Annotated in this window: 20 protein-coding genes; 16 read left to right on the top strand and 4 right to left on the bottom strand. The window is 34.5% G+C overall.

Features of this window, described 5'->3' with window-relative positions:
* Positions 1–62 precede the first annotated feature (62 nt).
* The 3 genes from MHI00_RS11050 to MHI00_RS11040 all read right to left on the bottom strand — a co-directional run bounded on the left by MHI00_RS11050 (position 63) and on the right by MHI00_RS11040 (position 1,947).
* Positions 63–962, bottom strand: coding sequence for a peptidylprolyl isomerase (locus MHI00_RS11050; protein WP_051120421.1), 900 nt, complete (start codon positions 960–962; stop codon positions 63–65).
* Between the two features lie 155 nt (positions 963–1,117).
* Positions 1,118–1,516, bottom strand: coding sequence for a YtxH domain-containing protein (locus MHI00_RS11045; protein WP_010053577.1), 399 nt, complete (start codon positions 1,514–1,516; stop codon positions 1,118–1,120).
* Between the two features lie 2 nt (positions 1,517–1,518).
* Complete coding sequence (locus MHI00_RS11040) at positions 1,519–1,947, bottom strand: HIT family protein (protein ID WP_010053578.1); 429 nt, start codon at positions 1,945–1,947, stop codon at positions 1,519–1,521.
* A 237-nt stretch (positions 1,948–2,184) separates the two neighbouring features.
* On the opposite strand from MHI00_RS11040, the gene MHI00_RS11035 reads away from it, so the two are divergent.
* The 6 genes from MHI00_RS11035 to trmB all read left to right on the top strand — a co-directional run bounded on the left by MHI00_RS11035 (position 2,185) and on the right by trmB (position 8,599).
* Positions 2,185–2,934 (top strand): ABC transporter ATP-binding protein, encoded by a 750-nt coding sequence (locus MHI00_RS11035; RefSeq protein ID WP_015075932.1) that lies wholly within the window; start codon positions 2,185–2,187, stop codon positions 2,932–2,934.
* A complete protein-coding gene (locus tag MHI00_RS11030; protein ID WP_229251757.1) occupies positions 2,921–4,153 on the top strand; it encodes an ABC transporter permease in 1,233 nt (410 codons plus the stop codon). The genes MHI00_RS11035 and MHI00_RS11030 overlap by 14 nt, the downstream gene beginning before the upstream one ends.
* A gap of 173 nt (positions 4,154–4,326) precedes the next feature.
* The gene (dat, locus tag MHI00_RS11025) at positions 4,327–5,187 is read left to right on the top strand and encodes a D-amino-acid transaminase (RefSeq protein WP_056999940.1); all 861 of its coding nucleotides are present in this window, start codon (positions 4,327–4,329) and stop codon (positions 5,185–5,187) included.
* 123 nt (positions 5,188–5,310) lie between these two features.
* Positions 5,311–6,735, top strand: coding sequence for an MDR family MFS transporter (locus MHI00_RS11020; protein WP_010053583.1), 1,425 nt, complete (start codon positions 5,311–5,313; stop codon positions 6,733–6,735).
* Positions 6,736–7,083: 348 nt separating this feature from the next.
* Positions 7,084–7,881, top strand: a complete 798-nt coding sequence (locus tag MHI00_RS11015) for a phosphotransferase family protein (RefSeq protein WP_010053584.1) — start codon at positions 7,084–7,086, stop codon at positions 7,879–7,881.
* A gap of 73 nt (positions 7,882–7,954) precedes the next feature.
* Positions 7,955–8,599, top strand: coding sequence for a tRNA (guanosine(46)-N7)-methyltransferase TrmB (trmB, locus tag MHI00_RS11010; RefSeq protein ID WP_341113637.1), 645 nt, complete (start codon positions 7,955–7,957; stop codon positions 8,597–8,599).
* Between the two features lie 59 nt (positions 8,600–8,658).
* Here trmB and MHI00_RS11005 read toward each other — a convergent pair whose 3' ends face one another.
* Positions 8,659–8,997: a hypothetical protein gene (locus MHI00_RS11005; protein ID WP_341113636.1), complete on the bottom strand. Its 339-nt coding sequence runs from the start codon at positions 8,995–8,997 to the stop codon at positions 8,659–8,661.
* Positions 8,998–9,182: 185 nt separating this feature from the next.
* Between MHI00_RS11005 and pepA the strand changes: the two genes are divergently transcribed.
* From pepA to mutM, 10 genes are all read left to right on the top strand, one after another.
* Positions 9,183–10,262, top strand: a complete 1,080-nt coding sequence (gene pepA / locus MHI00_RS11000) for a glutamyl aminopeptidase (RefSeq protein WP_010053588.1) — start codon at positions 9,183–9,185, stop codon at positions 10,260–10,262.
* 26 nt (positions 10,263–10,288) lie between these two features.
* Positions 10,289–10,603, top strand: a complete 315-nt coding sequence (locus MHI00_RS10995; protein ID WP_135054600.1) for a thioredoxin family protein — start codon at positions 10,289–10,291, stop codon at positions 10,601–10,603.
* Between the two features lie 36 nt (positions 10,604–10,639).
* Positions 10,640–11,113 carry a universal stress protein gene (locus MHI00_RS10990; protein ID WP_057001485.1) on the top strand — a complete coding sequence of 158 codons (474 nt, stop codon included), beginning with the start codon at positions 10,640–10,642 and terminating at the stop codon, positions 11,111–11,113.
* Positions 11,114–11,138: 25 nt separating this feature from the next.
* The gene (gene ytpR, locus MHI00_RS10985; protein WP_341113629.1) at positions 11,139–11,753 is read left to right on the top strand and encodes a YtpR family tRNA-binding protein; all 615 of its coding nucleotides are present in this window, start codon (positions 11,139–11,141) and stop codon (positions 11,751–11,753) included.
* A gap of 270 nt (positions 11,754–12,023) precedes the next feature.
* On the top strand, positions 12,024–14,759 hold the full coding sequence (locus MHI00_RS10980) for a DNA translocase FtsK (RefSeq protein ID WP_341113627.1): 2,736 nt from the start codon (positions 12,024–12,026) through the stop codon (positions 14,757–14,759).
* A gap of 651 nt (positions 14,760–15,410) precedes the next feature.
* Entirely contained in the window at positions 15,411–16,742 is a 1,332-nt protein-coding gene (murC, locus tag MHI00_RS10975; RefSeq protein ID WP_010053594.1) for a UDP-N-acetylmuramate--L-alanine ligase, read from the top strand.
* A 351-nt stretch (positions 16,743–17,093) separates the two neighbouring features.
* Entirely contained in the window at positions 17,094–17,585 is a 492-nt protein-coding gene (locus MHI00_RS10970; protein ID WP_341113624.1) for a MaoC/PaaZ C-terminal domain-containing protein, read from the top strand.
* Positions 17,586–17,721: 136 nt separating this feature from the next.
* Positions 17,722–18,213, top strand: a complete 492-nt coding sequence (locus tag MHI00_RS10965) for a GNAT family N-acetyltransferase (protein ID WP_010053599.1) — start codon at positions 17,722–17,724, stop codon at positions 18,211–18,213.
* A 30-nt stretch (positions 18,214–18,243) separates the two neighbouring features.
* Positions 18,244–20,904 (top strand): DNA polymerase I, encoded by a 2,661-nt coding sequence (gene polA, locus MHI00_RS10960; protein ID WP_341113620.1) that lies wholly within the window; start codon positions 18,244–18,246, stop codon positions 20,902–20,904.
* A gap of 76 nt (positions 20,905–20,980) precedes the next feature.
* Complete coding sequence (gene mutM / locus MHI00_RS10955) at positions 20,981–21,835, top strand: DNA-formamidopyrimidine glycosylase (protein WP_056999946.1); 855 nt, start codon at positions 20,981–20,983, stop codon at positions 21,833–21,835.
* Positions 21,836–21,845: the final 10 nt, after the last annotated feature.

The raw sequence follows: 21,845 nt of genomic DNA, 5'->3' as shown, positions 1-21,845 counted from the left end.
TTTTTTTTAGTCATAATAAAAGGAGGCTGAGGACTTTTGTCCCAGCCTCCTTAAGTGTGTTCTTATTTTTTAGATTCGCTAGAGCTAGAAGTTGCTGCTGGTTGTGTAAATGGTGCCATAGCATCTTTCAAGTCTTCATCTTTAATTTGAACGTTTGCTTTTTTGATTACTTTAGCTAAAATAGGTGTCAATTTAGCTTGATCATTTCTAATTTCAGTAACTAGAATTGTTTTCAACTCTTTTTTATGATCTTCCCATTTGCCTTTGCCAGGGTTTTTAACCATTTTAATGATGTGGTAACCACTTTGGCTTTGAACTGGTTCTTTGCTTACTTCGCCATCTTTCAATTTAGAAGCGGCTGTTGCAAATTCAGTTCCTAGAGAACTTGTATAGTCAAACTCAGGTAATTTTCCGCCATCTTCTTTAGTAGCAGTATCTGTTGAGTTTTCTTTTGCTAATTTATCAAAATCTTCACCAGCATTGATTTTAGCAATCAAATCTTTAGCAGTTGCTTCGTCAGCAACTAAGATATGTTGAGCTGTCATTTTTGGAGTCCAAGTTTCAAATGCACGTTTGTAGTCAGCATCTGTAAATTTAGAATTGTCAGCAATTGCAGCATCCATTAATAATTGTGAACGGATATTTTCTTTCAGTGCTTTAGAAGTTGTATTACTTTGTTTCAATACGTCTTCAAAGCTATCGCCATATTGTTCTTTAAGTGTATTGTACTCAGCTTCAACAGCTTTTTTATCAACTTTACTACCATATTGATCTTCTAATACATTTGATAAAAGCATTGTTTGTAAAACTGTTGTTCCGTATTGATCTTTCATCTTATCATATAATTGCTCTTGGGTAATTTTCCCAGAAGTAGTAGAGGCTACTGTTTTACCGCTGTTAGAACAACCAGCCATTGTTAACAATGCCGCTGCTACTGTAAATGATACTAAAAACTTTTTCATCATAACACGTCCATTTCTATTTTATTAAAACATTTTATCCACGTAAACAATATATCACAAAACAGATGTAAATAACTACTAAAATAGAATTTTTCATTATAAAGTCATAAAAAAATCATATTTTAGCAATAAGATAAACAGGTATATATTGAGTATTAAGAAGGAGTATTTTGTACTTGGATATTTTGATTCGATTCTTCAGCCATTTCAGGAAATATCTCTGCAATTTCTTCCAAATCTGTCGTTAGTTTTTGAGCTTTTTCTTCAATTCTGCGGAGACGAGGCTGATTTTGCATGGTAAATTCTTCCACAGTATCAGTCATGTCTTCGGAAAATTCATTAACTAATTCTAAACCTTCAGTGGTTAGTGTTTGGATTGCATCTTTTAAGGCGTTAACACTAGTTGACACATCATCAACTAGAACGGTGGTATCATCGACATAACTTAATAGAATATCCCGATTTTCTTTTCCAGAGCGAGGTGTTGTTAATAAAGCTGTTATTCCACCTACAATTGAGCCTATAAATAATCCTTTTAAAAATGAGTGTCCCATAATTAATCCTCCAATTCGTTTTTAATTGATTGTGCCACAGTACTGAGTTGATCAGGTGTATAATCGGCCATATGATTTCCAAAACGCATAGAAAAGTCATCTTTTGTATCATAACGCGGAATTAAGTGTACATGAGAATGGAAAACAGTTTGGTAGGCAACTTCACGATTATTATTAACAATGTTTAAGCCTTTAATTGCTGGATCCGATTTTTCAATCGCTCGAGCAACTTTTGGCAAACGAGAAAAAATAGTTGCTGCTAATTCTTGATTGTATTCAAAAATATCTGAGACATGAAGTTTTGGAATCAGAAGTGTATGACCTTTGGTGACTTGTGTGATGTCAAGGAAGGCTAGAACATCCTCATCTTCATAAACTACATGGCTAGGAATTTCTCGGTTAATAATTTTACAAAATATGCATTCTTCCATTTTTAAATTTACCTACTTTCGTTTATATTAATGAAATGACTAGGTTAAATGTATCATAAAAAGACCTGAAAGTGAAACGCTAACTAATGAAAAAAAGCATTCATTAAAAATTGTCTTTTTAATCAAAATGGCTTTCGTTTATTTCATTTCCAATATGTGCATAAAAGCAAGTTCGTCATTCTCACTTCATATGTTATACTATTAAAATAAAATGTATTTAAGGAGGCATAAAACACCATGAGTTTAAAAGTAACGAATTTAACAGGAGGCTATAGTCAAGTACCTGTTTTAAAAGATATCTCCTTTGAAGTTGAAAAAGGAAAATTAATTGGGTTAATTGGATTGAATGGTGCTGGTAAAAGTACAGCAATTAAACATATTATAGGGTTGATGAACCCGCAAAAAGGCTCAATTACAATTGATGAGTTAACATTGACAGCAGATACAGAAGGGTACCGCAAAAAATTTGCTTTTATCCCGGAAACTCCAGTTTTATATGAAGAATTAACGTTAAAAGAACATATTGAACTAACGGCAATGGCCTACGATGTGCCGCAAGATATTGCTTTTCAACGTGCTGAAAAATTATTAACCTCTTTTCGTCTAAGCAATAAACTAGACTGGTTTCCAGCTAACTTTTCAAAAGGAATGAAACAAAAAGTCATGATTTTATGTGCATTTTTAGTGGAGCCTAGTTTGTATATTATTGATGAACCTTTTTTAGGATTAGATCCATTGGGAATTAATGCGTTATTAGAATTGATGAATGAGATGAAAGAACAAGGGGCTTCAATTTTGATGTCTACTCATATTTTAGCGACGGCTGAGCGTCAGTGTGATGGATTTGTACTACTGCATAATGGCGAAATTAAAGCGCAAGGTACTTTGGAAGATTTACGGGCAAGCTTCCAAATGCCAGAAGCAACGTTAGATGAAATTTATATTCATTTAACTAAAGAAGAGGATCAATTAAATGATGATGCTTGAAATTTGGAAAAAAAGACTTAAGCTTCACGAGAAGAAAATGGCCCGCTATTTAAAATATGTTTTAAATGATCATTTTGTCATTGTTTGTTTCTTTATTTTTGGTGCATTAAGTTTAGGGTATTCAAATTTATTAAAAACATTAGATTCCAGTTTTATTTGGGGACGTTGGATTGCGCTACTTATTTTTGTTGCTTCTATTTTTATTGGCAAATTAGCGACCTTAATTGAGGCGCCCGATGCAGTTTTTTTACTACCTAAAGAAAAAGAGTTGCCTCGCTATTTAAAAGCAGCAAAAGCTTACAGTTTATTATTGCCAACTTTTTTAATTGTTTTATTAACGGCATTTGTTATGCCACTTTTAGTTGCAACAACAGAATTTGATTTTTTTGATATGACTTATTTTGCTTTAATTTTACTTTTATTAAAAAATTGGGATCTAGATATTCAACTTCTATCTTTAAAGCTAAGTGGAAAAGAAGAACGATTAAAATGGCAATTAATTAAATTAGGAATAGCTATTTTTATTGTGGCTTTAGCAGTCTTCTTTTCACCAATTCTCGCGACATGTTTAGCGATTATTTTACAATTTGTTAGCGGACCAATTTTCAAAAAAATAGAAAATGAGACGATTTATCAATGGGAAATGATGGTACAAGATGAAGAACAAAGGATGCATCGTATCTATCAGTTTATTAATTTATTTACTGATATTCCTTCATTAAAGGGGAAAGTAAAACGTCGCCGTTATTTAGATGTGTTATTGCAACGAATTCAACCCGTTCACCAAAATACATTTAGTTTTTTATATGCGCGAACATTTTTAAGAGGAACGGAATACAGTGGATTATATCTGCGTTTATCGGTTATTGTGGTTCTTTTAATCATTTTCAGTCATAGTTTTATAATGGCGATTTTGTTAAGTATTTTATTTATTTATTTAACAGGCTTCCAGTTATTACCTCTATATTTCCATTATGATAATATGGCTCTAACTAGATTGTATCCGGTTAATGAGTTAGCTAAAGGTAAAGCACTTAAAAAATTATTTTCAGTTGCGTTAGGTGGACAGGCTATTGCTATCTTTATAACGAGCTTATTCACGCTGACACTTGCAGAAAGTTTGTTAATTTTTATTGGCTGTTTGGCTTTTGTATTTATTTTCACTCAGGTGTATGTGCCAATTCGTCTTAAAAAAATGAAAAAATCACGAGCTTATTAATTCATATGAAGTTAGGTTCTCTACACTAAAGTAGAAAACCTAACTTTTTTAATGATTAAGATTTATTATAGATTTAGAATTTTCAGATAAATATAGTGCACCACTTAAAAAATTTTGATATGATAGCAACAGAAAAATAAAAAATTTAGAGGTTAAGAAATGAGGGGCTTAGAATGAAAGTAATTTGGAATGATAAAATCGTAGAACGATCAGACGTGGAAATTGATATGGAAGATCGTGGATACCAATTTGGGGATGGTTTATACGAAGTAATCCGTGCTTACAATGGAGTGTTTTTCACTGCAGATGAACATATTGACCGTTTATTTAAGGGAGCAGAAAAAATTGAACTCGTTCTACCTTTTACTAAAAATAAGTTAAAAGAATTATTAAATGAGCTGTTAGTTGCAAATGATATTGAAACAGGCAATGTTTATTTCCAAGTTACAAGAGGAATCGCTATTCCTAGAGACCATACTTACCCAGATCCAACTAAGGTGCCAGCGGTATTTACTGCTTCTGCAACTAAAGTGCCAAGAAACCAAGTTAAAATGGACACAGGTATTCCTGTGATTACGATACCAGACTGTCGTTGGTTACATTGTGATATTAAATCAATCAGTTTATTAGGAAATATTATGGCGAAACATGAAGCGCATAAAAAAGGTGCTGAAGAAGCAATCCAACATCGTGATGGAATCGTAACAGAGGGTTCTTCAACAAATATGTGGATAGTTAAAGATGGTACCATTTATACACATCCTGATGGGAATTTAATTCTAGCAGGGATTACAAAAATTGTTCTTTTAAAGGTCGCTAGAGAAGCGGGTATCCCAGTAAAAGAAGAAGCATTTACTTTAGAGCAGCTAAAAGCGGCAGATGAAGTGTTCTCATCAAGTACGACAATTGAGGCAATGCCTGTTGTAGAAATAGATGGAGTGAAGGTTGGGGACGGTAAACGTGGACCAATCGTCAAGCAGTTACAGGATTTGTATGTAGCAGCAGTGGAAGAAGTTTGTGGAATAATTCGCTAAAAAAACAAAATAATTGCTGAATGAATTAATTTATGATACGATTATTTAGTTGTGAAGACGCTGTCCCATTATGGGGGCCAGCGTCTTTTCACGTGAGTTACAAAAGATATAGGGGGAAAATTTATGGAAACAAAATATCAAAATTCCCACATAGTAACGATACTCGGTGTTATTATTATGGGAACCTTCGTTACAATTTTGAATCAAACGTTATTAAGCACGGCCTTACCTAGCATTATGAATGATTTTTCAATCACGGCAACAAGTGGTCAATGGTTGACGACTTCTTATATGTTAATAAACGGTATTATGATCCCTATTACAGCATACTTAGTTGAGCGTTTTACAACAAGGCAATTGTATCTATTTGCCATGATTACCTTTTTTATTGGAACAGCTATAGCAGCAACTGCAGATGTTTACTGGGTTTTAATCATAGGACGTATGGTTCAAGCTGTAGGGGCTGGAGTTGTTTTACCGCTCCAAACAATTGTCATTTTGTACATGTTTCCAATTGAAAAAAGAGGCGCAGCAATGGGATTAATTGGTTTAGGAATGAATTTCGCCCCAGCGATTGGCCCCACATTTTCTGGTTGGGTTGTCCAAAATTACCATTGGAGCATGTTGTTTTATTTTATTTTACCATTTGCTTTAATTGATATTATCATTGCCTTTTTTGTATTGAAAAATGTCAGTGAGGTTGGAAAACCTAAGCTAGATTGGTTAAGTGTTATCTATTCAACACTTGGATTTGGCGGTTTGTTATTTGGATTTAGCAATGCATCTTCTCATGATTTCCTTAGTATCAATGTTTTAGGTGCTATTTTAGTTGGGATTGTTTCCATGATTCTATTAGTTCTTCGTTGCAATCGTTCAGAACATCCATTACTGAATTTTAAGGTTTTTAAGATTCGCGGTTTCCGTTTAAATATGATTATTTCATTTATTATACTAGCTGGAATGTACGGAGGAATTATTTTATTTCCAATTTATTTTCAATCTATCCGCGGTTGGTCACCGATGAAATCCGGGATGATTTTATTACCAGGTTCGATTGTGATTGCTGTAATGAGTCCAATAACTGGGCGATTATTTGATAAATACGGTGGAAAAAAACTAGCTATTACTGGATTATTTTTAATTACAATTATGACTTTTTGTATTGGCTTTTTAGATTTGAATTCTAGTGTAACATTAATTGTTAGTATCCAGCTAATTCGTTCTTTAGGGATATCTTTAACTTTAATGCCACTTCAAACTGGAGCATTTAACGCAGTCCCTCTAGATATGGCCGCTCATGCTTCTGCCATGTTTAACACACAAAGACAATTATCTGGATCAATGGGGACAGCGCTTTTTGTTGTTATTATGACGATGGTTTCTAATAGCCAAAGCGCAGTTGCCTTAGGAAGTCCAATTCTAGCTTCTCTAAAAGGTTTTCAGTTTGTCTTTATGGTTGTTGGTTTATTTTCATTGGCAGGTTTTCTTTTGACCTTTTTAATCCGTGAAAAACGCAAAAATATTGAAGTTGATGTGTTAAGAAACTGAAAATTGCCTTGTTAGAATTAAATTGCAAACTATCAAGATAAGTTCTTTAGTTAAAATAAAATGAAAAACTGAATGAAAGTTTAAAACTTTTTGCAAAAAAAGACACTAAATAAAGCATTTTAAAAAAAAAATTACAAATCGAACGTATATACGCTTGACGTATTCAGTGAAGCAACCTAAAATAGGGAGTGAATAGATGATAGACATCTTATCGGTGTCTATCATTTTTGACTCTACAAGTTTTGTTTTTCGTCACACTAAAACGAAAAATCTTATTTAAAAAGTTAATCAGCAGAGAATAAAAATAAACATTTAGTTTTTCTAACTATATAACAGGGAATGATTGCAATGGATTTTGAGATTGATACAGGATGGAAATTACTTCCTGTAGGCGGAGACACAGGTCAAGCTTACATGGGGATCAAGGCTGAAGAAAAGCTTTTTTTGAAGCGGAATTCTTCTCCTTTTTTAGCTGCACTTTCAGTTGAAGGCATTACCCCTCGTCTTGTATGGACAAAGCGCATTGGGAACGGGGATGTTTTGACTGCTCAAGAATGGTTAAATGGTCGGACATTAAAAAGCTCAGAAATGACACTACCCAGTGTAGCTAAATTACTCTATAAAATACATCACTCAGATACATTGCGAAAAATGCTATCTAGAGTTGGTGGTGAAGAAGTTTCACCAGAAAAGTTAATTCAATCGTACCAAATGGAGCTGCCGCATGATTTGAAAATTCATCCGATGCTAAATGAAATTTTAGCTAAATTAAAAGCTGAAATTAAATCAATGGAGTCTGTTCAACCACGAGTTTGCCATGGCGACATTTATCGTAAAAATTGGTTGCTTTCTGATGAAAATCGCTTGTATTTAGTTGATTGGGATATGGCAGTATTAGCTGATCCAGCATTAGATTTAAGTATGTTGTTGTGCCAATATGTTGAGAAAAAACAATGGCGTGCGTGGTTAGAAAATTATGGTGTAGTTGTGACAGATGAATTAATCAAACGAATTGAATGGTATGCATTAATTAATTTCTTACAACAAACAAAACGTCATCACTATCAATCTCGTTTTCATGAAATGAATCAAGATATACTCACTTTACAAAGTATCTACAAAAATACAAATGAAACTTATAATTAGAATCCTCTTGGTGGTTTCATAAAGAGGATTCTTTTTTTCAAGTAGTAAAAAGAGAAAAAGGAGAATGTAATTCATGCGTTTACGAAATAAACCGGGAGCACCCGCTAAAATTGCCAGCTATCCACAGTACATTGTTGATACACCCGAAACTTGGAAAGGGAAGTGGCACGAACGCTTTGGGAACAAAAATCCAATTCATATTGAAGTTGGAACAGGGAAAGGGCGTTTTGTAACTGAAATGGCCAAACTGCATCCAGAAATCAACTATATCGGGATTGAATTACAAATGAGCGTTGTTGTTGTTGCTTTAGACAAATTAATTGCCGAAGATTTACCAAATTTACAACTTTTACATGTAAATGGTGGAGCTTTGTCACAATATTTTGAAAAAGGTGAAGTCAACCAAGTTTATTTGAATTTCTCAGATCCATGGCCTAAAACAAGACATGAAAAACGCCGTCTAACGTCTGCTGATTTTATTGCTAACTATGAATCCATTTTGATTCCAGAAGGCGAAATACACTTTAAGACAGATAATCAAGGGCTATTTGAATATTCACTTCATAGTTTTTCCAAATACGGCATGATTTTAGAACAAGTTTGGTTAAGTTTACATGAAAGTGATTTTGAAGGCAATGTAATGACTGAGTATGAAGAGAAATTTTCTAACCGTGGTCAACGAATTTATCGAGTGGTAGCGAAGTTCCGTAAAAAATAAAAAAACAGAGTGCGACTACGTATCTTAGGTACGCAGTCTCACTCTGTTTTTATGTTCAGTTAAATTCGATATAAATCCAAAATAGATCCAGTATGTGCATCTGCAATAAATTCATATTGCATTAGTTGGTCCTCTTCGATTCGGGAAACGCCACCATAATAAACTTCTGTTTTAAAAGCAAACTTACGTAAAGGGACACGTTTTAGTTCAATCCAAGAGCCTTCAATGGGTCCTTCTTCTAAGAATAAGTTTTTTACAGTGTCTAAAATTTCATCTCCATGGATAACTTTCTTTTTTTGTGCTAGTTTTGCAATTTGGTAACCACAAGTTAGGCCGGCGCCAAAAATAAAACCACCTACAAGTGCATAAGTGCTATAATTCGAATCTCTATCAGTCATGATTCTATTCCTCCAGTCAATTTCATTACTAGAAATAGTATAACAAATTTCTAATAAAAAAGACAATTGAAGCGTTGCCTGTTAAAATAAAAGTGAAAGTGCGATATACTAGAGAAGTTAAATGAATTTAAAGGAGGATAGATCACAGAATAGTTCTATTTTGATAAACTATTTGTGAGTATAAAATGAATGAAGAGACTTTTTCGTTAGTAAAAAAAATGACAGAGCTACAAGGTACTAGTGGTTTTGAACACCCGATTCGTGAGGTAATGCGTAAAGAAATCACACCACTTGTAGACGAAGTTGTCCAAGATGGATTAGGTGGTATATTTGGAATTCGCCGTAGCAAAGCTGAAAATGCTCCACGGATTATGTTAGCAGCTCATATGGATGAAGTTGGTTTTATGCTAGCAAGCATCACTGAACAAGGCTTATTTAGAGTTGTTCCCTTAGGTGGTTGGAATCCTTACGTTGTTTCAGCGCAACGATTTACACTTCAAACAGCCAAAGGCAATTATCCTTGTGTTTCTTCTTCCGTTCCACCTCATTTATTAAGAGGAACTAATGGTAAAGCAGGAGCTCCAGATATTGGTGATATCTTATTTGATGCTGGCTTTGATTCGAAAGAAGAAGCGATGGCATTTGGTGTTCGTCCTGGAGATTCGATCGTTCCAGATGTTGAAACGATTAAAACGGCTAATGGCAAAAAAATAATTAGTAAAGCTTGGGATAATCGTTATGGTTGTACAGTTGTCATTGAGGCTTTGAAAGAGCTTCAAGGAGAGGCTTTGCCTAATACTTTAATTGCTGGAGCAAATGTTCAAGAAGAAGTTGGTTTGCGCGGTACAAAAGGTGCTGTTCATCAATTTAAACCAGATTTATTTTTTGCCGTTGATTGTTCAGCAGCAGATGATTTGACTGGCGATAAATCAAAATATGGTCATTTAGGTGAAGGTTTCTTACTAAGAATATTTGACCCAGGCATGATTACCTTAAAAGGGATGCGTGAATTTTTATTAGATACAGCGGAAACAAATAACATACCTTATCAATATTTTGTGTCTAAGGGTGGTACAGACGCAGGTGCAGCTCATATTTCAAATAATGGTGTACCAAGTGCTGTGATCGGTGTTTGTGCTCGTTATATCCATACACATCAAACAATGTTCCATATGGATGATTATGCAGCAGCTAAAGAAATGGTTCTGCAAGTGGCTAGAACTATGGATCGTAGCACATATGAAACGATTATGAAAAATAATTAAGTCAATGCAGAAAAGAGGAGTTTCGAATGAGAGAATTAAAATCAATTGAAGAGTTTCAAGTAGAGAAAAATAAAGGAAAAACCATTTTTTTCTTTACAGCAGACTGGTGTGGAGATTGTGTTTATATTAAACCAGTTATGCCAGAAATTGAAGCAGCGCATCCCGACTTTACCTTTATTCAAGTTGATCGCGATGAATTTATTGACTTATGTAGTGAACTTTCAATTATGGGAATTCCGAGTTTTGTCGCTTTTGAAAATGGCAAAGAAACCGGTCGTTTTGTAAATAAAGATCGTAAAACACAAGCAGAGATAGAGTCGTTTATTAAAAATCTTGCGTAATTGACTAAATTTTTGAAGAAAGAGGAGCTGAAGGTCATGACTGTAGGAACACAACAATATAAACACGTAATGGTAGCAGTTGATGGTAGTGACGAATCGATTAGTGCGCTAAATAAAGCGATAGAAACAGCTAAAAGAAATGATGCAGATTTATTAATTGTTCATGTTGTTGATAACCGGGCGTATACAATGGGGGTTGCTAGTTTCGATATTGAGGCTAGTGAAGAAGAAACGAACGTCATGAATATTGCCTTAGAAACATATCAAAAACAAGCTGTTGATCAAGGTGTTAAAAAAGTGATGACGGAATTGGTCAGTGGTTCACCTAAAGAATTATTAGCTAAAACTTTGCCAGCAGACTATCAAATCGATTTGATTTTATGTGGTCAAAGTGGTATGAATAGAATGGAACGATTAATGATGGGAAGCGTGAGCCAATATATTATTCGCTTTGCCCCTTGCGATGTATTAATCATTCGCAGTCAAGAATCAGATATAAAAAATGACTAAATGAAGAAATGGAGAAATTAAATTGATGATTAGTTGCTACAATAAAGAAGGTATTGGTGATACATTAATTATTATGACTGGTAACAGTACATTTGCTGACCAAAAATTTGAAAGTAAAGGATCTGTTACGCGCATTTTTAAAAGTGAAACCAATGAAACAGTAGGCTTTAATTTTTTTAATGTATCAGACATTTTAAGTGTTACAGGGAACGGTCAAGTAAATCTAACGTCTAAAGAAGTTAGTCTTTTAAATGAAAAATTGAAAGAAGTTGGATTTGCAGATGTATTAGAAGCAAATGAAACGCCTAAATTTGTAGTTGGGCTGGTTAAAGAATGCGTGCCACATCCAGATTCAGATCATTTATCTATTACGCAAACTGAAATTGATAATGGCGAAATTGTTCAAATCGTATGTGGAGCACCTAACATTGATAAAGGGCAAAAGGTAGTCGTGGCAAAAGTTGGTGCTATGATGCCAAATGGATTGTTGATTTGGGATGGAGAATTACGTGGCGAACCTAGTCATGGTATGATTTGTTCTGGAAAAGAATTAAACTTACCGGACGCGCCGCTTGAAAAAGGCATTTTAGTTTTACCAACATCAGCTGTTGTTGGTGAAGCTTTTCCAGTTGGAGCCTAACCAATTTAGATGAATTAAAATAGAAACCCGTATGAAAATACCATTTAAAAAAATGGATTTCATACGGGTTTTATAGGCTTAAGAGCGAGGTGCACGGAATGGAAGCTCGGATACCTTAGTTATCTGTATAAAAGCTGTTAGCTATAACTACTGACTTTTCTGGATAATTTAAATACGAGTGTCGGTTTTTTCATTCTATTTCCATCTATAAAATAAGGTAGAACTGTGGTAAACTAGAGAAGAATTTAAGAGGAGAAAAGGAGGGTTATCATGTCAAATTATGATGGACCAAGCTATCAAAATGGACGCAATACTCCAAAAAAATTTAAGTTTCCTTTCTACTCTGATACGGATAAAGTTTCCCAGAAAGAAAAAAATGAGACCTTAAATGAAACCAAAAAAATAAAAGATAAACCAGTAAAACGTTCAAGAGAAGGTCATTATTCAGCACCAGAAGCCGTTTTTTCAGAGTTTCTAACTAGAAATGATGCCTACAGTAGAATGGAAACAAAAGCTGCTGAGAAAAAAGAACAAAGAGAATTTGAAGAACGAAAAAAAAGAATTGAACAGCGTATTCTTGATAAAGAAAATATCCGGAAATCAATTGAAAAGACACCGACTGCTTTAACTGATAGTCGCAGTTCAACACCTTTTAAAGTTCAAAAAGTACCTTCACCGGTTTATGGCTTTAAGCAAGAAAAAAAAGTTGATTCTTCAGGCATTGATTATCAAAAGATGGAAAAAGCGTTAAAAAAAGAATTTGATACCTTTATTTTATTGGCAACTGAAGCAGAAATTCAGGAGAATGAATTTGAAAAACAAGACAATACAGCATTATTAACCTTTGATACAGAAGGGGATTTAGTCGAAGAAGAAAGCATCGAACTAATAGAGACTGATTCGAAAGAGTTGGATGAAGTACTTATCAATGAAGCTATCTTAGAGGAAATTGTTGATGAAGAGATCAAACTACCAGAGGAAGAGCTTGTTGAAGTAAGTTCAGAGGAAAAAGAGGATAAACACAGCAAACGATTGCAACGTTCTTTACAAGGCATGATTGAGGAAGAACAAGATATCCACTTAAACAGAGGAACCAACGTTGCGCGTTACTTTGGCGAGGCTGCAGAAAATTTACCAGAGGAAACTAATGATGAAATAGAAGAGACTGTTGTTGAGCCGATTGAAGTAGACGAATCAGACTCTGATTTAGAAATTCAAGCAGCGTTAAGTCGTTTTAATTATTTAAGCCAACAGCTACAAGAAGTTTCAACACCAATGCATGATGAAGGTTCAGAGACTTTAGTTGAAGAAGAGCCTCCTCATGATGAAGAGTATTTGAAGAGTTTAGAAATAAGCGAAGAGGCATCAGATTCTGGTTGGGATGATGAGGAACTTGAAGAAGAGTTTATAATAGAGCCTCAACTGAATGAAGTAGAACTCAGTGAAGAAGAGTCTCTACCAAATAGTGAAGAAGAGCCTATTTCAGAAGAACAAGCTAGTGAGGTATCTGAAATACCCCAAGCTATTAACCCAACAAAAATAGAATTACCAAGTATGAACTCTATTTCTGAAAAAGAAGAGCAAGACTTAAGACAATACCATTTACCACCTTTAAATCTATTGAATCCACCTGTTGAGTTTGAAAATAGCAGTGTTGATGACTGGGTTTTAGAGCAAGCTGAATTGTTAAATGAAACATTAGATGCCTTTGGTGTTGATGCACAAGTTATTGGGTGGACAATTGGACCAGCTGTTACTCAATTTGAGTTACAGTTAGGCAGAGGAGTAAAGGTTAATAAAATCACAAACTTATCAGATGATTTGAAGTTGGCTTTAGCGGCGAAAGATATTCGTATTGAAGCGCCTATCCCTGGTAAAAGTTCAGTTGGAGTTGAAATTCCTAATTGTAATTCAAGACCTGTAATGCTTTCAGAAGTGATGAATAGTCAAGCTTTTAAAGAAAGTAAATCCCCATTAACAGTTGCTTTAGGTGTTAATTTGGCGGGAGAAGCGATGGTCACGACGATTGAGAAAATGCCTCATGGATTAATAGCAGGTGCAACAGGTTCTGGGAAAAGTGTCTTTATTAATTCACTCCTAATTAGTATTCTTTATAAAGCCAAACCTAGCGAAGTAAAATTAATTTTAATTGATCCAAAAGCAGTTGAATTGGCTCCATATAATGATATTCCGCATTTGCTATCCCCTGTTATATCAGAACCGAAAGCTGCGGCTGAAGCGTTGAAGTGGGCAGTAGATGAAATGGAAGAGCGGTATCAGAAATTAGCGGCAGCAGGTGTCCGTAATATTGAGCGATTTAATGAAAAAGCCGAAGAAACAGGCGAATTTGGTTTGAAAATTCCTTATATTGTGATTATTATTGACGAGTTAGCTGATTTAATGATGGTAGCCAGTAGTGAAGTTCAAGATTATATTGCAAGAATTACTCAAAAAGCGCGAGCCGCTGGAATTCACTTGTTAGTAGCAACACAACGTCCAAGTGTCGATGTTATTACAGGAACAATAAAAAATAATATTCCAACGCGAGTTGCCTTTATGGTTTCAAGTCAAATTGACTCCCGTACAATTTTAGATATTGGTGGTGCTGAAAAGTTACTTGGAAGAGGCGATATGCTCTTTATGGAAAACGGCTCTGGCAGACCTATCCGTATCCAGGGAACCTATGTAGAAAATGAAATCGACACAATAGTGAAACATGTAAAAGAGCAACGTGGCCCTAATTATTTATTCGAGCCAGAAACACTACTAGCGAAATTAGAGCTAGTTGAGGGACAAGATGAACTATTCGAAACAATTTTAGCTTTTATTGCGAACGAAGAAACTGTTTCAGTCTCATTATTGCAACGTAAATTTAAGATTGGCTTTAATCGAGCTTCAAACTTAATAGAAGCTTTAGAATCACAAAATTTAATTTCAGGAAATAAAGGTTCTAAGCCTAGAGATGTTTTTCTAACTCAAGCAGAGTATGAAAAAAATTATTTATAAAACAGGAACAAATGGAATGGTAGGTGAGACTATCGTTCCTTTTTCCGTTCATTTAGAAGCGAAAGGTCTGTTATTGAATGAAAGCAGTAGGCTAAAAAATAAAATCGTGGTATACTATATTCATTGCTTTTTATTAGGCTAGTTCTTATGAGCCAACTCTTTGGAAAAAAGATAAAATTTCGAGGTGTCAAAAAACGCCACATCAAATTTTCCTATTTTTCTGCCAGAGTTAACCAGCTCAACGAACTTTTTATTCAGGCTAGTTCTTATGAGCCAACTCTTCGGAAAAAAGATAAAATTTCGAGGTGGCAAAAAAACGCCACATCAAATTTCCTTATTTTTCTGCCAGAGTTAACCAGCTCAACGAACTTTTTATTCAGGCTAGTTCTTATGAGCCAACTCTTTGGAAAAAAGATAAAATTTTGAGGTGTCAAAAAACGCCACATCAAATTTCCCTATTTTTCTGTCAGAGTTAATCAGCTCAACGAACTTTTTATTCAGGCTAGAATGGGAACAATTTATTTGTTCTTAAATTAAACTTAAAAAAATGGTTTTTACTTTTAATTGTAAAAGAGCCATACTAACTAATTACTTAAACTAGATAAATTTTAAACAGTAGTCCTATTTAAGAAAAAACTTGGAGGCATTAAAATGAATAAACAAACAACGTATCATTTTGTCGGAATTAAAGGATCAGGTATGAGCGCACTAGCATTAGTTTTACATGACAAAGGATTTAAAGTCCAAGGGTCAGATGTAGACAATTACTATTTCACTCAAAAAGGAATAGAAGACGCGAAGATTACTATTTTACCTTTTTCAAAAGAAAACATTCACGATGGCTTAACAATCATAGCTGGAAATGCCTTTCCAGATACTCATGAAGAAATTAAAGCAGCACTAGATATGGGAATACCAGTTATTCGTTACCATAAGTTTATTGGAGATTTTTTAAATGACTATACAAGCGTTGCAATTACAGGTTCTCATGGTAAAACAAGTACAACAGGATTGCTTGCTCATGTTTTAAGTTCTATCGAGCCGACAAGTTACATCATTGGAGATGGTACAGGGCATGGAGTTCCTGATGCTGAATTTTTTGTTTTAGAAGCTTGCGAATACCGTCGTCATTTCTTAGCCTATTCACCAGACTATGCTATTATGACAAATATTGACTTTGATCATCCTGACTATTTCACTGGTATAGAAGATGTTTTTTCTGCGTTCCAAACAATGGCAAATCAAGTTAAAAAAGCTATTATTGCCTGTGGTGAAGATGAGGAATTAAAAAAATTAAAAGCAGATGTACCCGTTCTTTACTACGGTTTTTCTGATGATCATAATTACCAAGCAAAAAATATCGTTCGAACCACTAAAGGTTCTGGTTTTGATGTCTATGTAGAAAAAGAATTCTTTGGGCATTTCGAAATTCCAACATATGGCGCGCATAATGTTTTAAACGCCTTAGCTGTTATTGCTGTATGTCAATTAGAAGGTATTTCAGCTGAATTAATCGCCGAGAACCTAACTACTTTCCAAGGGGTAAAACGTCGTTTTAGTGAAAAATCAATGGCAGATATGATTATTATTGATGATTATGCACATCATCCTCAAGAAATTCGTGCTACTTTAGATGCTGCACGTCAAAAATATCCAGATAAAGAGTTGATTGCTGTTTTTCAACCCCATACATTTACACGGACAATTGCTTTACTAAGTGATTTTGCAGCAGCATTAAATTTAGCTGATCGTGTTTATTTATGTGATATTTTCGGTTCTGCTAGAGAAGAGCAAGGAAATGTAACGATTCAAGATTTAGCAGATAAAATTACCAATGGTGCATTAGTTTTACAAGAAGAAAATATGTCGCCATTATTAGATCATCATGATGCAGTTGTGATTTTCATGGGGGCAGGCGATGTTCAAAAATTTGAATATGCTTATGAAACTATTTTAAGTCGTACAATTTTACAAAATAATTAAACGGAAATAGACGAAACGACATTTTTTCTGTCGTTTTTTTTATAGGCTAGCTTTTATGAGCCAACTCCTCGAGAAAAAGATAAAAATTCGAGGTGGCAAAAAGCGCCACATCAATTTTTTCTATTTTCTTATCGGAGCTGAGCGGGCTCAACAAGCTTTTGATTAGGCTAGCTTTTATGAGCCAACTCCTCGAGAAAAAGATAAAAGTTCGAGGTGGAAAAAAGCGTCACATCAAATTTCACTATTCTTCAGTCGAGCCTGAACGAACTCAACGAGCTTTTTTATAGATTAGATAATAGGTATTATGGTAAAATGAAAGTGCGAATAAAATGAGAGTAGGTGCGGAAGTTTATGATTGGAAAACCAAGAAAAATTGGAAAATTAATTAGTGAAATTTCTGAAGGTGACAATTTGAGTGTTACTGAAAATATTGAAGATAAAGATATCTTGCTTTATTTAGGCTTAACAAATGATGCCAATCCACTATTTATTCAACATGACTATGCAAGTCAAACAGCTTATGAAAAGCCATTAGTACCAACGGTTATGCTGATAGGAATTATGACAAGTGCGATTTCGAAGCATTTACCAGGTCCAGGTTCTTTAATCGTTAATGTCTCTGTCAATTTATTAAATCCCGTTTTTCATTATGAAACAATTACGTTTGATTTTGAAGTCATTCGTGTTGATTTGATGAAAGAAGTTATTACAATCACAGTGGATGGGAAAAATATGAAGGATGAACGCGTAATAGATGCTGTCTTTATGGTTGAACCACCACGTTTGCTTGGTTTACCAGAAGAAATTGAGGAACAAAATGAAGTTGAAGAGACTACTAAATAAAGTTACTCTAAAAACCAGATGTTTGTCTGGTTTTTTTAGTGCCCTTTTTTATAAGAACTTTAAAATTTATTTTTCGCTATCTGTCTCTTTTTTTGGTAAACTGAATGAGGATACATTTATTAAAAAGGAGATACCAATGGAAACGTATCGTTTAAAAATTAGACCCTATCAAATGACTGACTTGGAAGCCGCCGTTACAATTTTTTCTGATACTGAAATGATGACGTATTACCCAGCCCCTTTTTCGAAACAAAAAACAATGGAATGGCTTGAGTGGTCAATAGAGCACTATCAGAGAAATGGAATGGGGCTTTGGGCGGTCTGTTTAAAAGAAACAGGTCAATTGATTGGCGATTGTGGAATAGTTCAGCAAGTGATTGATGGAGAGCAAAAGTATGAGCTAGGCTATCACATTGCGAGAGAATATTGGCGCAAAGGATATGGCAGCGAAGCGACGGAGTTTATGCTAGACTATGGAAAATCGACGTTAGGTTTACAGGAGTTAGTCAGCATTATTGATCCAATGAATACCGCTTCTCTTAAATTAGCTGAAAAAAATCACTTTCATAAATTGAAAAATACAGTTATTTTTGATAAAGAGCATGTGATTTATCAAAAGTTTTTATAAAATAAAGTAAGATTATAAAGGAGTTTTATTATGACAAAAAAAAATAAATTACTATTAATTGATGGTAGTAGTATTGCGTTTCGAGCGTTTTATGCAATTCCAGGTTCATTAGATCGTTTTATGAATAAAAATGGTTTACACACAAATGCGCTGTTTAGTTTTCATCGTATGTTAGACAATGAAATGAAAAAAGAGCAACCTACTCATGTTCTAGTTGCTTTTGATGCTGGGAAAACAACTTTTCGTAATGCTTTTTACGATGCCTATAAAGATGGTCGCCAAAAAACGCCAGGTGAATTTAAAGAACAAATGCCTTATTTGCGTGACTTGTTAGAAGGTTTTGGGATTCCTCATTATGAGTTAGATAATTATGAAGCGGATGATATTATTGGGACATTAGCTACTGTTGTTGATCCAAATGAATTTGATGTTGTTGTAGTTTCAGGTGACCGAGATTTAACTCAGTTAGCGAAAGAAAATGTGCGAGTGGATATTACAATTAAAGGTGTTAGTGAAATTGAAGAGAATACACCTGCCTATCTAATGGAAAAATATGGCATTGAACCTCATCAAATTATTGACATGAAAGGTTTAGCTGGAGATTCTTCTGATAATATTCCAGGTGTAACAAATATTGGAGAAAAAACAGCTTTAAAACTGTTACATGAATTTGGTTCTGTTGAAGGTGTTTATGAAAATATAGATGGCATGAAGCCAAGTAAACGTAAAGAAAATCTGATTAACGATAAAGAACAAGCTTTGTTAAGTAAAAAATTAGCAACGATTGAGGTCGATGCTCCACTTGAAATAAAAGTAGATGAATTGCTTTACACTGGCAAAGATGTTGGTAAGCTAATAGAGTTTTATAAAGAAATGGATTTCAAGTCATTCCTAAAAGATTTAGATACAACAGAGTATGATGAAGAAAATAAAATTGAAAAAGCCGAAATTATTTTTGAATTTGTTACAGAATTAAAAGCGGATATGTTTGGGCCAATGGGCGGATTATATGTCGAAATGCTAACGGATAATTATCACACTGCGGAGATTGTTGGTTTAAGTTGGAGTAATGGCGAGAAGATTTATGTTGCAGAACCTGACGTAGCTTTGGCATCTCCTATTTTTCAAGAGTGGGCCAAAGATCCAGCAAATAAAAAACAAGTTTTTGATGCAAAACGTACAGTTGTGGCTTTACAACGTTATGATACAACCTTAGAAGGGGTTGATTTTGACGTCCTACTAGCATCTTACATTCTAAATACAAATGATAATAGTAAAGATTTAGCCGAAGTAGCTATGGAACATGATTATTATGAAGTTGCTGCAGATGAAAGCATTTATGGAAAAGGGGCTAAGCTTGCCATACCAGAAGATGCATCTGTTTTGAATGAACATCTTGCTCGAAAAATTAAAGCAATAGAAGTCTTAAGTATCAAATTAAAGCAAGAGTTGATTGATAGCGAACAAACAGCTTTATTTTATGAGATGGAATTGCCTTTATCCATGGTGTTAGCTAAAATGGAAATGACTGGAATCAAAGTCAATGCGAATCGTTTACTAGAAATGAAAGCTGAGTTTGCCATTCGTTTAACAGATATTGAAAATCGCATTTACGAAGAAGCTGGAGAAACATTTAATATTAATTCTCCTAAGCAATTAGGTGTGATTTTATTTGAAAAAATGCAGTTACCAGTTATTAAGAAAACAAAAACGGGTTATTCAACGGCGGTTGATGTTTTAGAACAACTGCGCCCACAAGCACCGATTGTAGATGATATTTTACATTATCGTCAAATTGCTAAAATCCAATCAACCTATGTTGAAGGATTATTAAAAGTTATTAACGGGAATACAGGAAAAGTTCATACTAGATATGTTCAAACGTTAACTCAAACGGGCCGTCTAAGCTCTGTTGATCCTAATTTACAAAATATCCCGATTCGCTTAGAAGAAGGTCGCAAAATTCGTCAAGCTTTTGTACCAAGTCATGAGGGCTGGAAGATCTTTGCTAGTGATTATTCACAAATTGAATTGCGTGTTTTAGCGGATATTTCAAATGATCAGCATTTGAAAGAAGCCTTTTTAGAAGGTCAGGATATTCACTCAAGTACAGCAATGCGTGTTTTTGGCATTGAAAAAGCTGAAGATGTAACTGGGAATATGCGCCGTCAAGCAAAAGCCGTGAACTTTGGAATTGTCTATGGTATCAGTGATTATGGTTTATCGCAAAATCTTGGAATAACCAGAAAAGAAGCACAAACCTTCATAGATACTTATTTTGAAAAGTATCCTGGAGTAAAACAATATATGAGTGATATCGTTCGAGAAGCTAAGGATAAAGGCTATGTAGAAACTTTATTCCATCGACGTCGTTTCTTAAAAGATATTAATTCACGCAACTTTAATCTACGCTCATTTGCTGAAAGAACAGCGATGAATACACCGATTCAAGGTAGTGCTGCCGATATTATTAAAGTTGCCATGATTCAAATGGATCGTCGCTTAAAAGCCGAGAATTTAAAAACAAAGATGTTGCTACAAGTACATGATGAATTGATTTTTGAGGCACCTGAGGAAGAAATTGCTATTTTAGAAAAATTAGTTCCTGAGGTTATGGAATCAGCAGTTAAATTAAATGTACCTTTAAAAGTCGATAGCAGCTATGGTGATAGTTGGTACGATGCAAAATAATATCTAAGTAGATAATGATTTAAGCTATGGCTACTAAATGACCATAGCTTAAATTTAGTAGAAAGAGGTTGAAGAAATGCCAGAATTACCAGAAGTTGAAACTGTTCGAAAAGGTTTGACTAATCTAGTTGAAGGAGCAACAATACAAGACGTTGATGTTTATTGGGATCGTATTATTACTGCACCTTTTTCAAGTGAAGCTTTTCGAAATGATTTATTAGGACAAACTATTCATAAAATTGAACGTCGTGGCAAATATTTAATTTTTTTAATGGACGATTGGGCAATGATTTCACATTTAAGAATGGAAGGAAAGTATGAAGTTGAAAAAACGGGAACTCCATTAAAAAAACATACTCATGTTGTCTTTCATTTGACTGACGGGAGGGATTTACGTTATTTAGATGTGAGGAAATTTGGTCGAATGACATTAGTTCCAATTGGAACAGAGCATGAAGCACCAGGAATCAAAGGCTTAGGTCCAGAACCAATTCCAGAGTTATTCAAATTAGAGCCATTTAGTGTAGCGCTAGGAAGTAAATCAAGAGCGATAAAACCATTATTACTAGAACAAAAAATAGTTGTAGGATTAGGCAATATTTATGTTGATGAAGCTTTATTTGAAGCGAAAATTCATCCCTTAAGACCGGCTAATTCGTTAACGTCCATAGAGATTAAGAATTTGCATCACTCAATTATTGGTGTTCTTGGTAGAGCTGTTGAAGCTGGTGGAACGACGATTCGAACGTATCAAAATGCTTTAGGTGAGGCTGGAAGTTTCCAAGTGGATTTGTTGGTTTATGGAAAGACTGGGGAACCTTGTGTGAATTGTGGTCAACCAATTCAAAAAATAAAAGTGGCGCAACGAGGCACGCATTTCTGTAGTCATTGCCAAACTTTGACGGAAAGAAATAGTCGTCCACAGCACTAAATGGAATGAG

Source organism: Carnobacterium sp. FSL E2-0243 (assembly GCF_038003605.1).
In the GTDB taxonomy this organism is placed as follows: domain Bacteria; phylum Bacillota; class Bacilli; order Lactobacillales; family Carnobacteriaceae; genus Carnobacterium; species Carnobacterium maltaromaticum.
The sequence above is the reverse complement of the archived record's forward strand: the minus strand, read 5'-3'. Positions and strand labels throughout refer to the sequence as shown.